Origin of the sequence: Janthinobacterium rivuli, assembly GCF_029690045.1 — a bacterium.
GTDB classification, from domain to species: domain Bacteria; phylum Pseudomonadota; class Gammaproteobacteria; order Burkholderiales; family Burkholderiaceae_D; genus Janthinobacterium; species Janthinobacterium rivuli.
Genome location: NZ_CP121464.1, coordinates 1,890,860 through 1,905,076 on the forward strand (window position 1 = coordinate 1,890,860; position 14,217 = coordinate 1,905,076).

General features: G+C 63.7%; 9 protein-coding genes. All 9 read left to right on the top strand.

Features of this window, described 5'->3' with window-relative positions; translation table 11 throughout:
* Positions 1 to 123 precede the first annotated feature (123 nt).
* The 9 genes from P9875_RS08585 (at position 124) to P9875_RS08625 (ending at position 14,182) form a co-directional block, all read left to right on the top strand.
* Complete coding sequence (locus tag P9875_RS08585; protein ID WP_099401019.1) at positions 124 to 2,379, top strand: DUF4962 domain-containing protein; 2,256 nt, start codon at positions 124 to 126, stop codon at positions 2,377 to 2,379.
* Between the two features lie 183 nt (positions 2,380 to 2,562).
* On the top strand, positions 2,563 to 3,783 hold the full coding sequence (locus tag P9875_RS08590) for a glycosyltransferase (protein ID WP_278318120.1): 1,221 nt from the start codon (positions 2,563 to 2,565) through the stop codon (positions 3,781 to 3,783).
* Positions 3,784 to 3,991: 208 nt separating this feature from the next.
* Positions 3,992 to 5,038, top strand: a complete 1,047-nt coding sequence (locus P9875_RS08595; protein ID WP_278318121.1) for a glycosyltransferase family 4 protein — start codon at positions 3,992 to 3,994, stop codon at positions 5,036 to 5,038.
* Positions 5,039 to 5,064: 26 nt separating this feature from the next.
* The gene (asnB, locus tag P9875_RS08600) at positions 5,065 to 6,933 is read left to right on the top strand and encodes an asparagine synthase (glutamine-hydrolyzing) (RefSeq protein ID WP_278318122.1); all 1,869 of its coding nucleotides are present in this window, start codon (positions 5,065 to 5,067) and stop codon (positions 6,931 to 6,933) included.
* Positions 6,934 to 6,940: 7 nt separating this feature from the next.
* Positions 6,941 to 8,956: a heparinase II/III family protein gene (locus tag P9875_RS08605; RefSeq protein WP_278318124.1), complete on the top strand. Its 2,016-nt coding sequence runs from the start codon at positions 6,941 to 6,943 to the stop codon at positions 8,954 to 8,956.
* The gene (locus P9875_RS08610) at positions 8,953 to 10,263 is read left to right on the top strand and encodes a nucleotide sugar dehydrogenase (protein ID WP_278318125.1); all 1,311 of its coding nucleotides are present in this window, start codon (positions 8,953 to 8,955) and stop codon (positions 10,261 to 10,263) included. The genes P9875_RS08605 and P9875_RS08610 overlap by 4 nt, the downstream gene beginning before the upstream one ends.
* Positions 10,244 to 11,506 carry a glycosyltransferase family 4 protein gene (locus tag P9875_RS08615; RefSeq protein ID WP_099401024.1) on the top strand — a complete coding sequence of 421 codons (1,263 nt, stop codon included), beginning with the start codon at positions 10,244 to 10,246 and terminating at the stop codon, positions 11,504 to 11,506. Before P9875_RS08610 ends, P9875_RS08615 begins: the two co-directional genes overlap by 20 nt.
* A 33-nt stretch (positions 11,507 to 11,539) precedes the next feature.
* Positions 11,540 to 12,694: an NDP-sugar synthase gene (locus P9875_RS08620; RefSeq protein ID WP_278318126.1), complete on the top strand. Its 1,155-nt coding sequence runs from the start codon at positions 11,540 to 11,542 to the stop codon at positions 12,692 to 12,694.
* A 33-nt stretch (positions 12,695 to 12,727) separates the two neighbouring features.
* On the top strand, positions 12,728 to 14,182 hold the full coding sequence (locus P9875_RS08625; protein WP_278318127.1) for a mannose-1-phosphate guanylyltransferase/mannose-6-phosphate isomerase: 1,455 nt from the start codon (positions 12,728 to 12,730) through the stop codon (positions 14,180 to 14,182).
* Positions 14,183 to 14,217 lie beyond the last annotated feature (35 nt).

Sequence of the window (14,217 nt, forward strand, 5' to 3'; positions counted from 1 at the left end):
CCCCACGAGTGTACGAAAGAACCGTACTGTTTGCGTTACGGTAACATTTTACAAGTTAAATAGTAACCAAAAGTCATTTTTATCGACGCTTAACCTGCCGCTCCGGCAAAGGAAGCCCCTGCCATGAAATCTAGCAAACGTCCCCTGCTGCGCGCCGCCTGGCTATTGTTGTTGCCGCTGTGCGGAATGGCCCAGGCCGACTGGGTCCAGTCGAGCGAAGCCCTTGCCGTTCGTCCGCTGCCCGACAATATGCAGTCGCAGCCGCAAAATCCGCCCACCTTCACCTGGTCGCGGCATGCGACCTTGCCGTCAGCCTATGTCGTCCAGGTGATGCAGGGCAGTGTCGTGTATAAAACCTTCAATACTTCGCGCAATTGGTATTTGCCGCCGAATTCATTTCCTGCAGGCAGCTACACATGGCGCGTGCGGCCATCCACCTCGCAAGAGTGGTCGAGCCCGCGCAACTTTGTCATTAGTAGTAACTCTCAGTTGTTCGAGGTGCCGGAAAATGCCACGCTGCGCAACACCATCCTGAAGAAGTCGCGGCCGCGTGCTTTGCCTAGCGGCACCAAGCTGTTCTCTGCCTGGACGTCGGCCATGCGCACGGATCGCACCCCGGCATTGAACGGCATGACGGGCGAAGTGAAGTACAACATGACGGCGCTCAAGACGGTGGCCGACAGCGAGTGGCCGCTGGTTTCCACCGGCGTCCGCACGGCCGCGCTGGTGGCGCAGGAAGTCAGTATCATGTCGCGCGTCAATCCGAACGCGCGCCAGCTGGAGGCCGCGGCACTGATGTACCGCCTGACGGGCGAGAAGATCTACCTCGATGAAGCGATCCGCCGCGGCGACCAGTTCAGCGCGCTGAACCTGGCCGGTCCCACCAGCTTCGTCAACCAGGACATGGCCAGCCGCGTCATGGCGCAAAGCCTGATCAGGGCTGTCGACACGCTCGGTAGCGCGCTGGTCGTCAATGGCGATGCGACGCGGCGCAACAAGTGGTTGTCCGTGGTGTCGGCACGCACGAATGCGCTGTACAAGGACTTGTCGGCCAATGGCGGACGTCTCGATCAGTACCCGTACGATTCGCACGCGGCCACCAGCATGGCCTACCTGACCCTGACCTCGACCCTGGCGCTGGGCGACATTCCCGAGGCGCAAACCTGGTTCGACTTCTCCTTCCGCGCGTTTGCCAGTTCCTTCAGCATCTGGAGCGGACCGGAGGGCGGTTTTGCCAACGGCACGGCGTATGGGGAATACGAGGCCGACTTCGCGCTGCAGATCTGGCCGGCGCTGGCCCAGGCCACGGGCGTGAACATGTTCGACAAGCCCTGGTCGCGCGGCTTCGCGCAATTCTTCATGCATTTCTTGCCGCCAGGCCAGCAAACCCACGTCTTTGGCGATGGTCACGAGAGGGCGCCCGAGTACCGTTTCATGAAGGGCTTCGCCTCGCGCTATGCCACGCCGCAGGCCGCCTGGTACGTGAAAAACCTGACGCGCCCCGACGACGTGCTGGCCACCCTGCAGTCGCCTTATCCGATGCCCGTCAACACCGTGACGGCCGCCGCCACGCCGCCTGCCAACGCCGCCTACTATCCGAGCATCGGCTGGACGGCCATGCACAGCAACCTGGCCGACAGTGGCCGCACCTCGCTGTACTTCAAGTCCAGCCCTTATGGCTCCTTCAATCACAGCCATGGCGACCAGAACGGCTTCGTGCTGTTCAGCGGCGGCGTGCCGCTGCTGACGGAGACGGGCTGGTACGACTGGTACGATTCGCCGCTGTGGAATTCCTGGTACCGCCCGTCGAAGTCGCACAATGCGCTGACCTTCGACGGCGGCATCGGGCAAAACGTGGCCGGCTATGAAGAGCCGCTGGCGCGCAATGGCCGCATCACGGCGTTTTCCACCACGCCGGCCGTCGATTACGTGGAAGGCGACGCCACCCTGGCGTATGCGGGCTTGCTGAAGTCGGCCGTGCGCAAGATCTGGTATGTGCGCGGCACCAATACGGCCGTCATCCTCGACCAGTTCTCGTCGGCCACGCCGCGCGTGTTCGAATGGAATTTCCATGGCTTTGCGCCGATTGTCGCCGACTCCGCCGGCAAGATCTCGGTCACCAACCAGGGCCGCAGCGTGTGCATCGTGCCATTGACCACCACAGCGCAGCGTTTCGAGCGCCGCGTGGGTCCGCCGCCGCAAGCGGGCACCTATGAAGATCATGGCGTGTTCGTCAAGGCGGCCGCGGCCATCAGCGGCGAATTCCTCACCGTGCTCGACGTGGGCTGCAAGAATACCGCCGTCAGGCTCGACACCAGCGGCGGCTTGCGCAAGGTGATCGTCGGCACGCAAACGTTGACGTTGCCATTGCCTAAGTAAGGGCCGCGCGCATCACCTGAAAAAGCAATGCCCGTCCCGGCATTGCTTTTTTTTGCGCCGCAGCATGTCGCGGTCATGCTGTTTTTCATGTAAGATGAATAATAAATTCATATCAGTATCGGGCCGTTCGGATGCTGCCCGAGCTTTGTTCCCCCTCTGACGCGCCAGCTAGACGGTTGCCCCATGCCCTTGAAAATTCTGCAATTTGTACCGGAAAGCCTGCCCACCTTCCGCGCCGACGTCGCCGTACTGTTCGGCAAATACCTGCCTCGCCATGGCGTCGAATGCGACATCGTCGGCATGCCTTCGCCCGATGCGCCGGCAGCGCAGCCGCAACCGGCGCAGGGCTTTCGCTCCGTGCGCAGCGGGCGCTTCCGGCACAACCGCATCGCGCGCGAACTGGGGTTTCAATGGACTTGCCTGCGTGCCTTGCTGGCGGCCCGGCGCGCCAACTGCGATGCGATCCAGGTGCGCGACATGGTGCCCACCGGCTTGATGGCCCTGCTGGCGGCGCGCCTGAAGGGCATCCCCTTTTATTACTGGGTTTCGTTCCTGATCAGCGAGGGGCGCATCGAGCGGGCGCGCAGCAGCCTGGCGCAGCGCAGCACCTTGCGCGCGCGCCTGGTGCTGTGCAAGGGCCTGGTCGAGCGCTGGCTGCTGTACCGGGTACTGCTGCCGCGCGCCGACCATGTCTTCGTGCAAAGCGCTGCGATGCTCGAACTGATGCGCGGACACGGCATCGCGGCGCAGCGCATGAGCGCCGTGCCGATGGGCGTTGATACGGAAGTGCTGGGCCAGCAATCGATCACGGCGTGCCGGCCTGCCGGCTGGGAAAGCGTGCCACTGCTGGGCTACCTGGGTACCCTGGACCAGTCGCGCCAGCTCGAACGCCTGCTTGACGCCTTGCTGATCGTGCGCCAGCAGGTGCCCGATGCCTGCCTGCTGCTGATCGGCGCCTCGGACACGCCGTCCGACGTGGATGACTTGCTGGCTTACGCGCAGGGCGTGGGACTGGCCGACGCCGTGCGCGTGACGGGCTGGCTGCCGTCGAGCCAGGCCTGGCCCTTGCTGGCGGGCACGGATGCGGCCCTGTCGTACTTTCCCCGCGCGACACTCGGTGATGTCTGCTCGCCCACCAAGCTGCTCGAATACCTGGCTCTGTGTCTGCCGGCCGTGGGCAATGACAATCCTGACCAGGTGCGCGTGCTGTCGGACAGCCAGGCGGGCTGGCTGACGGCCAGCACGCCGGCGGCGATGGCCGAGGCGATGACGGCGATCCTGCGCGATGTGCCGGCGGCGCGCGCGCGCGCCCAGGCCGGCGCCGCGTATATCGAAACGCAACGCAGTTACCGCGTGCTGTCGGCCGCCCTGGCACAGCGCTACCGGGCGTTGGCAGGCGCCTGACGGTATGTGTACAGCCAGCAAGTATTTGTTGCCGATTCAAGCCGTGGCGCGCAGAATGAAGCTGGACATGCTGCGTGAAAGCAACTGGGGTGTGGCCGGATCCGGGTAAAAATAGGTGCGTCCATAGCTAAATTACAAATTTATAACATATAATGTCAATATGACTACTGTAATGTTGCTTGGACCCGCACTCAATGCGGTCAGCGGGGTGACTACCCATTTAAATCAACTGTTTTCCTCTTCCCTGTCGCGCGACTTTCAACTGGTGCATTTCCAGGTGGGAAGTGAAGGCCGGCAAGAGTCGCGCCTGCACAAGCTGCTGCGTTTTGCCTGGAGTCCCGTGCAGTTCGTGCAGGCCGTGCGCAAGCAGCGTCCGCAGATCGTGCATATCAACACGTCCATGGAGTGGCGCAGCTATTGGCGCGATATCGTGTATCTGCTGCTGGCCAAGGCCATGGGCAAGCGCGTCGTGTACCAGGTGCATGGCGGCGCTTTGCCGCAGGTGTTTTTCAATGGCAAGCCATTGCTGACGGGCCTGCTGCGGCGCGTGCTGCGCGCGGCCGATGTGGTGGTGCTGCTGGCGCAATGCGAACTGCAGGGCTATCGCGACTTCGATCCCGCGCTGGCGCTCGACGTGATCCCCAACGCCATCGATGCGGGCAGCGACCCTGGCGACAGGCCGCTGGCGCCGCAGCGTCCGCTGTCACTCGTGTACGTGGGGCGCCTGGCGGAAAGCAAGGGCCTGTTCGATTTGCTCGAAGCGCTGCGCCTGGCGCGCGCCGCTGGCGTGGAAGCAACGCTGTCACTGGCCGGCAGCGGCCCCCTCGAAGGGGCGCTGCGCGAGCGCGTCGCCAAACTGGGCTTGCAAGAGGCGGTGCGCTTTCTCGGCCCCGTCTTTGGCGCCGAAAAGGAAGCCGTGTGGCGCCAGGCCGACCTGTTCGGTTTTCCCACCTTGCATCAGGAAGGCTTGCCGTATGCGCTGCTGGAAAGCATGGCCGCGCGCACGCCCGTGCTGGTGTGCCCCGTGGGCGCGATTGCCGACGTGATGCAGGATGGCGTGCATGGCGTGTTCTTGCCGCCGCGCAATCCCCAGGCGCTGGCGGACGCCATCGTGCGCCTCGACGGCGACCGCGCCCTGTTGCAGCGCATGGGGCAAGCGTGCCGCGAGCGCATCGAAAGCGCCTATACGGTCGAGCGCCTGGCGCAGGATTTCCGCCGCGTCTACCGCGCCTTGCTGGCGCCGCCGGCGCTCTAGCCGAATTCTTTTTTAAGCGAGCCTATATGTGCGGTATTGCCGGTTTGATCTTCCCCTCGTCCGTTGCCGGCCTGCCTGCCGCGCTCGACGCCATGGGGCGCGCCATCGCCCACCGCGGTCCCGATGACACGGGCGTGCTCCAGGCGGCCACGGCCGATGGCGCCTGGCAGGTGGGCTTGCTGCACCGCCGCCTGTCCATCATCGATATCGCCACGGGCCACCAGCCGCTGGGCAATGAGACGGGCGACGTGCAAATCATCTTCAATGGCGAAATCTACAATTTCCAGCCCCTGCGCGACGAGTTGATCGCGCTGGGCCACCATTTCCGCACGGCATCGGATACGGAAACCATCGTGCATGCCTACGTGCAATGGGGCGAAGAGTGCGTGCAGCATTTCCGGGGCATGTTTGCGTTCGCCATCTGGGATGCGCGCAAGAATTGCCTGTTCATGGCGCGCGACCCGTTCGGCAAGAAACCCCTGTTCCTGTGGCAGCACGAGGGCAAGCTGGCTTTCGGCTCGGAAATCAAGGCGCTGCTGGCCTTGCCGGACGTGGCGCCGCAAGCGGACGAGGCCGCCATCTGGGATTATTTCGCCTACCGCTACGTGCCGGGCCCGGCCACCTTGTTCCAGGGCATCCGCAAGCTGGCGCCCGGTTCCACGGCCACGTGGGAAAACGGCGTGCTGCGCGAGCGCGTGTATTACACGCCGCCCGACAGCCGGCCCCGCCTGACGGCGCCGCTGCCGGCCGACCCCGTCGCCACTTTCCTCGACAAGCTCGATGAATCGGTGCGCATCCGCATGATTTCCGACGTGCCCTTCGGCGCCTTCCTGTCCGGCGGCATCGACTCGTCGGCCATCGTGGCGCTGATGTCGCGCCATGCGGGCGTGCCCGTGAAAACTTTTTCCGTCGGTTTCAAGGAGGGCGGTTTCAGCGAACTGGCGTATGCGGCCGATATCGCGCGGCAATTTTCCACCGAACACCACGAACTGGAAGTGTCCGTCGACCAGGTCATCGCCTTGCTGCCCGACCTCGTGCGCTTCCGCGACGCCCCCGTGGCCGAGCCGTCCGACATTCCCATCTACCTGCTGGCGAAAGAATCGCGCAAGACCGTCAAGATGGTATTGACGGGCGAAGGCTCCGATGAAATCCTTGGCGGCTACCCCAAGCACGTGTACGAGCGCTATGCGGGTCATTACCAGATGTTGCCGGGCTTGCTGCGCCGCAGCGTGATCGAGCCGGCCATCGGCGCCTTGCCGTACCGTTTCCGCCGCGCCAAGACGGCCATCGTCAACCTGGGCCTGGAAGCGTTCGACGAACGCATGCCGCGCTGGTTCGGCATGATGTCCGACCAGGAACGCTCGCGCCTGGTGGCCATGCCGGCGCCGTCGCGCCAGCGCGATCCCGCGCTGGGCTGCGGCAGCGCCGGCAACAGCGCCTTGCGCCGCATCCTGTGCTTCGACCAGCTGAGCTGGCTGCCCGACAACCTGCTCGAACGGGGTGACCGCATGACCATGGCCGCCTCGCTGGAAGCGCGCATGCCCTTCATGGACCACGAACTGGCCGCGTACGTGTCGAGCCTGCCGGACGAGTACCGCGTGCGCGGCCGCACTACCAAGTGGATCTTGCGCGAAGCCATGAAGCAGTTGCTGCCGGAAAATATCCTGTCGCGGCCGAAAGTGGGCTTCCGCGTGCCCGTCAACGAATGGTTCCGCGGCCCCATGAAGGATTACCTGTACGAACACTTGACGGGCGCCGAGTCGCGCACGCGCCACTATTACCATGCGCAAGCCCTGCAGCAGGTGCTGGCCGAGCACGTGGCGGGGCGGCAAAACCACGAGAAGCTGCTGTGGAGTTTGCTCACCCTGGAAATCTGGCACCGCCAGTATCTGTGAGAAGTCCATGCTGAGCAACCTGTCCTGGAAACTGAACCGCTTGCGCGCCATGGGGGCGCCCGAGGTGGCGCACCGCGTGCGCGATGCCGTGCGGCAGCGGCTGCAGGCGCGCGGCTATGGCCTGGCGACGGTGCCGCCGCCCGCCGCGCGCCAGCGTTTCGGCGCGCCATGGCTGGGCTTGCCCATCGATGCCGCGCCGCACCTGGCGGCGGCCGAACGCATCCTGGCGGGCCGCTTCGACGTGTTCGCCCTGCGCGATGCGGAGCTGGGTTTCCCGCCCCAATGGAACCGCGATCCGAAGACGGGCACCGTGGCGCCGCTGGATTTTGGCAAGACGCTCAATTACCGCGATGAAACCGTGGTGGGCGACATCAAATGCCTGTGGGAACCGAACCGCCACCTGGCCGTGGCCGACCTGGCGATGGCGTACCGCCTTGGCGGCGACCTGCGCCATGCGCACGGCGCGCAAGCCTTGCTGGAATCGTGGTGGCAACAATGCCCGTATCCATTGGGACCGAACTGGAGCAGCGCGCTGGAACTGGCCTTGCGCCTGGTCAGCTGGTCGCATGCGTGGCATTTGCTCGGTGGCATCAACAGCCCCCTGTTTGAGGGCGCGCAAGGGCAAGCCTTCCTGCAGCGCTGGCTAGACAGCATCTACCAGCATTGCCACTTCATCGCGGGACACTTTTCGCGCCACTCGTCGGCCAACAACCACCTGTTTGGCGAATTGACGGGCTTGCATATCGCCGCGCTCACATGGCCGTGCTGGCCGGAAAGCGCCGGCTGGCTGGCGCAGACAGAACGCGAACTGGAAGCGCAGGCGCTCAAACAAAACGGTCCGGATGGCGTGAACCGCGAGCAAGCCATTTATTATCAGCACACGGTGGCCGACGAAATGCTGCTGTGCGTGCTGGCGGGCCGCGCGAATGGCCGGCCCCGCTCGGACGCTTTTTTGCGGCGCCTGGAAGCCATGCTGGAATTTCTGGCCGCCATGACGAATGTGGCGGGCGAGGTGCCGATGATCGGCGACGCCGACGACGCGCTGCTGGCGCACTGGGACAAGGCAGCGGACGCCAATCCCTACACCTCGCTGCTGGCCAGCGGCGCGGCCCTGTTCGGGCGCGCCGACTTCAAGGCCAGGGCGCGCACTTTCGACGAGAAAAGCGCCTGGCTGCTGGGCGAGGCGGGGAGCCAGGCGTTTGACGCCTTGCCCGACCTTGCGCCCGATACCTTGCCGCGCGCCTTCCCCGATGGCGGCTATTACGTGATGGGCGCCGGCTTTGGCACGCCCGGTGAAGTGCGCCTGATTGCCGATGCCGGCCCGCTGGGCTACCTGGGCATTGCCGCGCACGGCCACGCCGATGCGCTGGCGCTGACCTTGTCCGTGGCGGGCCAGATGGTGCTGGTCGATCCGGGCACGTATGCCTACCATACGCAAAAACAGTGGCGCGATTATTTTCGCGGCACCAGCGCGCACAACACCGTGCGCATCGATGGCCGCGACCAGTCCGAGTCCGGTGGCAACTTCCTGTGGCTGCGCAAGGCCAGCGCGCAGTGCCTGGCGTGGCGTGACGATGCCGATGGGCAATTCTGGAGCGCCAGTCACGATGGCTACCTGGGCTTGAAAGATGCCGTGCTACACCGGCGCGACGTGCGCGTGGCACCTGGCGCCGCGCGGATCGTCGTCGACGACGTGTTCGCATGCCAGGGCGCGCATGAGGTGGAGCTGTTCTGGCACTTCGATCCCCGCTGCCGCGTGCGGCTGGACGGCCAGGTAGTGCGGGTGGCGGGTGACGCCTTCGCGCTGGACGTGCATTTACCGCCGTTGCAGGATGCCTCCGTGCAACTGGTGCGCGGCAGCGACAATCCGCCGCTGGGCTGGATCTCGAACCGCTTCGATGAAAAACAGGCTGCGCCTGTGTTGGTCTGGCGCGGGCGGCTGCAAGGCGCGGCCACCTTGCGCACGGAGTTTCACCTGAGTTTGGCTACCCCTGATCTGTCAGAAAATACGAGGAAAACATGAAAATTAGCATATTTGGTTTGGGTTATGTGGGTGCCGTCTCGGCTGGTTGCCTGGCAACGGATGGACACGAAGTCATCGGCGTCGATCCGAACAGGACCAAGGTGGAGCTGATCAACCAGGGCACCACGCCCATCATTGAAAAAGACATCGGCGAGATGATCGCCGCCACCGTGAAAAGCGGCCATTTGCGTGCCACGGCGGACGTGCGCGACGCCGTCTTTGGCTCGGACATGTCGCTCATCTGCGTGGGTACGCCTTCGCAGCTCAATGGCAACCTGGACCTGAGCCACGTGCGCAAGGTGTGCCAGGAAATCGGCGCCGCCATCCGTGAAAAGGATACTTTCCACGTCGTCGTGGCGCGCTCGACCATGCTGCCCGGCTCCATGCGCTCGCTCGTCATCCCGACCCTGGAAGCGGCCTCGGGCAAGGTGGCCGGCGTCGATTTCGGCGTGTGCAACAACCCGGAATTCCTGCGCGAAGGCACGGCCGTCTACGATTACTACAATCCGCCGAAGACGGTGATTGGCGAATCCGACGAAAAGGCGGGCGCGCTGCTGGTGCAGCTGTATGAAAAGATGGATGCGCCGCTGGTGCGCACGGACGTGGAAACGGCCGAGATGGTCAAGTACACGGACAATACCTGGCACGCCGTCAAGGTGGCGTTCGCCAATGAAATCGGCAACATCTGCAAGGCCGTCGGCATCGATGGCCACACGGTGATGGAGATTTTCTGCCAGGACACCAAACTGAACCTGTCGCCGTACTACATGAAGCCGGGCTTTGCCTTCGGCGGCTCGTGCCTGCCGAAAGACGTGCGCGCGCTGACCTACAAGGCGCGCAGCCTGGACCTCGATTTGCCGCTGCTTAACTCCATCCTGGCATCGAACCAGAAGCAAGTGGAAAAAGGCATCAAGATGATCGTCGACAAGGGCGCGCGCAAGGTGGGCATCCTGGGCTTCTCGTTCAAGGCCGGCACGGACGACTTGCGCGAGTCGCCGCTGGTCGATGTCATCGAGTATCTGCTGGGCAAGGGCTACGAGCTGAAGCTGTACGACAAGAACGTCAACCTGGCCGCCTTGACTGGCGCCAACCAGGATTACATCCTGAACATGATCCCGCACATTTCCAAGTTGATGGTGGACAATATGCAAGACGTGCTCGATTTTGCCGATACCATCGTCATCGGCAACGGCGCGGCCGAATTCAAGAGCGTGCCAGGCAGCCTGCAGCCGCACCAGCATATCGTCGACCTGGTGCGCATCAGCAAAGAACAAAGTGGAGAGCAATATGACGGCATCTGCTGGTAACACCGTGGCAGGGCAGCCGCGGCGCGTGCTGATCCTGGTGGAAAACCTGCCGTCGCCGTTCGACCGGCGCGTGTGGCAGGAAGCGACCACCCTGCATGCGAATGGTTATGAAGTGTCGATCATTTGCCCGACGGGCAAGGGCTACGAGTCGCGCTACGAAGCCATCGACGGCATCCATATCTACCGCTACAACTTGCCGCTGGAAGCGGAAGGAGCCAAGGGATACCTGGTCGAATATACACTGGCGCTGTTCCACACCTTCCGCCTGGCGTGGAAAGTGCATTTCGCGCGCGGCTTCGACGTCATCCACGCCTGCAATCCGCCCGACTTGCTGTTCCTCATCGGCGGCTTCTTCAAGTTGACGATGGGCAAGCGTTTTCTGTTCGACCACCATGACATCAATCCGGAGCTGTACGAAGCCAAGTTCGGCCGGCGCGATTTCTTTTACAAGCTGATGGTGCTGTTCGAGCGCTGGTCGTTCCAGAGCGCCGACGTGTCGATCGCCACCAACGAGTCGTACAAGAAGATCGCCATCGAGCGCGGTGGCATGCGGCCCGAGGATGTTTACGTGGTGCGCAGCGGGCCCAAGTTGGACCGCCTGCGCGTGCTGCCGCCCGTGCCGGAACTCAAGAAGGGCCGCACTTACCTGGTCGGCTACGTGGGCGTGATGGGCGCGCAGGAAGGCATCGATCTGCTGCTGCAGGCGGCGCAATACATCGTGCAGACCCTCAAGCGCGAGGATGTGCACTTCGGGCTGGTGGGCGGCGGCACGTCGCTGGAACAGATGAAGCAGATGGCGCAGGACCTGGGCATCGCCGACTACGTGACGTTTACCGGGCGCGTGCCGGACCAGCAATTGCTGGAAATGCTCAACACGTCGGACGTGTGCGTGAACCCGGACGTGGCCAACGACATGAACGACAAGTCGACCATGAACAAGATCATGGAATACATGGCGCTGGGCAAACCGATCGTTCAGTTTGATCTGGTCGAGGGCAAGGTGTCCGCGCAGCAGGCATCCTTGTATGCCTTGAAGAACGACCCCATCGACATGGCGCGCAAGATCGTCGAATTGCTGGACGACCCGGCCCGCCGCGAGCAGATGGGCGCGTTCGGCCGCCATCGCGTGATCAACGAGCTGGAGTGGGAATATGAAGCGCCCAAGCTGCTGGCCGCGTATGCGCGCCTGTTTCCCGCCGCCGCGCCCGCCGTTTCCGTAACCTTGAGCAAGGATGGCCGCTGAAGTGCGTCCCACCCTGATGGAGCATGCTAGACGATGAAAGCAATGATACTGGCGGCAGGCAAGGGCACGCGCGTGCAGCCCCTGACCTATGATTTGCCCAAGCCGATGATTCCCATCCTGGGCAAGCCCGTGATGGCTTATCTGGTGGAACACCTGGCGCAGCATGGCGTGACCGACATCATGGTCAACGTCAGCTACCTGCATGAAAAGATCGAGGAGTATTTCGGCGAAGGCCATCAGTTTGGCGTGCGCATCGGATACTCGTTCGAAGGCTATACGAACGATGCGGGCGAGGTCGTGCCGCAACCGCTCGGTTCGGCCGGCGGCATGAAGAAGATCCAGGAGTTCGGCGGCTTTTTCGACGACACGACGATCGTGCTGTGCGGCGACGCCTTGATCGACCTCGACCTGGAAGCGGCCCTGCGCGAGCATCGCAGCAAGGGCGCGCTGGCGTCCGTCATCACCCTGGAAGTGCCTTGGGACAAGGTATCGAGTTATGGCGTTGTGGTCAGCGACGAAGACGGGCGCATCCGCGCCTTCCAGGAAAAGCCGGCGCAGGCCGATGCGCAGTCCAATTGCGTCAGTACCGGCATCTATATTATCGAGCCGGCCGTGCTGGACCTGATTCCCGCCGGCCAGCCCTTTGATATCGGTTCGCAACTGTTTCCCTTGCTGGTCGCGCAAGGCTTGCCCTTCTATGCGCAAAAGCGCCAGTACAACTGGATCGATATCGGCAGCATCAAAGATTACTGGGAAGTGCTGCAAAGCGTGCTGATGGGAAAAGTGGCCAATTTGCACGTGCCGGGCACCCAGATCGCCGATGGCGTGTGGGCCGGCCTGAATACGAGCATCGACTGGAGCGGCGGCACGCGCATCGAAGGCCCCGTCTACATCGGCTCGGGCTGCCGCATCGAGGCGGGCACGACCATCATCGGGCCGGCCTGGATCGGCCATGGCAGCCATGTCTGCGGCGGCGCCGAGGTGGTGCGCAGCGTGCTGTTCGAGTACACGCGCGTGCTGCCTGGCGTGCTGCTTGATGAAATGATCGTCTTCAAGGATTATAGTGTCGACCGTGCCGGCCAGATGCGCCATGTCTCCGACTATGAGAAAGATGCCTGGGGCAATGCGCGCGACCGGCGCAGCCTGCGCCGCGATGAAACGCCGCCGGCCCTGTATGCTGCCCAATAATGCTGCCCAATAAACTGTTTGTGAAATGAAACCATGAAAATTTACCCAGTCATCTTGTCCGGCGGTTCGGGCACCCGTTTATGGCCGCTGTCGCGCGCCGTGCTGCCCAAGCAACTATTGCCGCTGGTAACGGACAAGACCATGCTGCAGGAAACGGCGCTGCGCGTCACCAGCCTGCCCAACCGCCGTGCCGGCGATAGCGGACTGGCCGGTTTCGAGGTCATGCCGCCGCTGGTGGTGTGCGGCAATGAGCACCGCTTCATGGTGGCCGAGCAACTGCGCGAAATCGGCTTGCCGCCGCTGGGCATCTTGCTTGAACCCGTGGGGCGCAACACGGCGCCGGCCGTGGCCGTTGCCGCGCAATACCTGCTGGCCATCGACCCGCAGGCGCTGATGCTGGTCTTGCCGGCCGACCATGTCATCACCGACGTGGCCGCGTTTCACCAGGCCATCGCCGAGGCGGCACTGCTGGCGGCCGATGGCGCGCTGGCCACCTTCGGCATCGTGCCGACGGCGCCGGAAACGGGCTATGGCTACATCCGCAGCGGCGCGCCCGTCAGCCCGGGCGCCGTGGGCTGCAAGGTCGAGCGTTTCGTGGAAAAGCCGGACCTGGCCACGGCGCAGTCGTTCCTTGCCGCTGGTAATTATTTCTGGAACAGCGGCATGTTCATGTTCCGCGCCGAACGCTATCTGGGCGAGCTGGGGCAATTCCAGCCCGCCATGCTGGCCGCCTGTGAAACGGCCGTGCGCGACGGCTACCGCGACCTCGATTTCTGCCGCCTGGAAGAAAAGGCCTTCGCCGCCTGCCCCTCCGATTCGATCGACTATGCCGTGATGGAGCATACGGCGCATGCGGTGGTGCTGCCGGCCGCCATCGGCTGGAGCGATGTCGGTTCCTGGTCGGCCCTGTGGGAAGTGCAAGCTGGGGACGCCAACGGCAACGTGGTGCGCGGCGACGTGTATCTCGATGGCGTGCGCAATTGCCTGGTGCGCGCCGAGCGCCGCATGGTGGCCGTGCTGGGCGTGCAGGACTTGATCGTGGTGGAAACGGACGACGCCATCCTGGTGGCGCACAAGGACCAGGTGCAGCGCGTGAAACAGGTGGTTGACCACTTGAAGCAGGCGGGGCGCAGTGAACACGTGCAGCACCGCAAGGTGTACCGCCCGTGGGGCAGTTATGAAGGCATCGATATCGGCGAGCGCTTCCAGGTCAAGCGCATCACCGTCAATCCGGGCGGCAAGCTGTCCTTGCAGATGCACCATCACCGCGCCGAACACTGGGTGGTGGTCAGCGGCACGGCGCAAGTGACGTGCGGCGAGAAAGTGACTTTACTGACGGAAAACGAATCGACCTACATTCCCATCGGCATGACGCACCGGCTGGAAAACCCGGGCAAGCTGCCCTTGCACCTGATCGAAGTACAGTCGGGCAGCTACCTGGGCGAAGACGACATCGTGCGCCTGGAGGATGTCTACCAGCGCGCCTGATGGCGCTATAATCGGAGGGCAGCCGCGCCCTTGGC

Excerpts from the sequence above, each read along its gene's own strand:
- P9875_RS08620 (WP_278318126.1), top strand. The coding sequence starts at position 11,540 with ATGAAAGCAATGATACTGGCGGCAGGCAAGGGCACGCGCGTGCAGCCC.
- P9875_RS08585 (WP_099401019.1), top strand. The coding sequence starts at position 124 with ATGAAATCTAGCAAACGTCCCCTGCTGCGCGCCGCCTGGCTATTGTTG.
- P9875_RS08625 (WP_278318127.1), top strand. The coding sequence starts at position 12,728 with ATGAAAATTTACCCAGTCATCTTGTCCGGCGGTTCGGGCACCCGTTTA.
- asnB (WP_278318122.1), top strand. The coding sequence starts at position 5,065 with ATGTGCGGTATTGCCGGTTTGATCTTCCCCTCGTCCGTTGCCGGCCTG.
- P9875_RS08605 (WP_278318124.1), top strand. The coding sequence starts at position 6,941 with ATGCTGAGCAACCTGTCCTGGAAACTGAACCGCTTGCGCGCCATGGGG.
- P9875_RS08590 (WP_278318120.1), top strand. The coding sequence starts at position 2,563 with ATGCCCTTGAAAATTCTGCAATTTGTACCGGAAAGCCTGCCCACCTTC.
- P9875_RS08615 (WP_099401024.1), top strand. The coding sequence starts at position 10,244 with ATGACGGCATCTGCTGGTAACACCGTGGCAGGGCAGCCGCGGCGCGTG.
- P9875_RS08610 (WP_278318125.1), top strand. The coding sequence starts at position 8,953 with ATGAAAATTAGCATATTTGGTTTGGGTTATGTGGGTGCCGTCTCGGCT.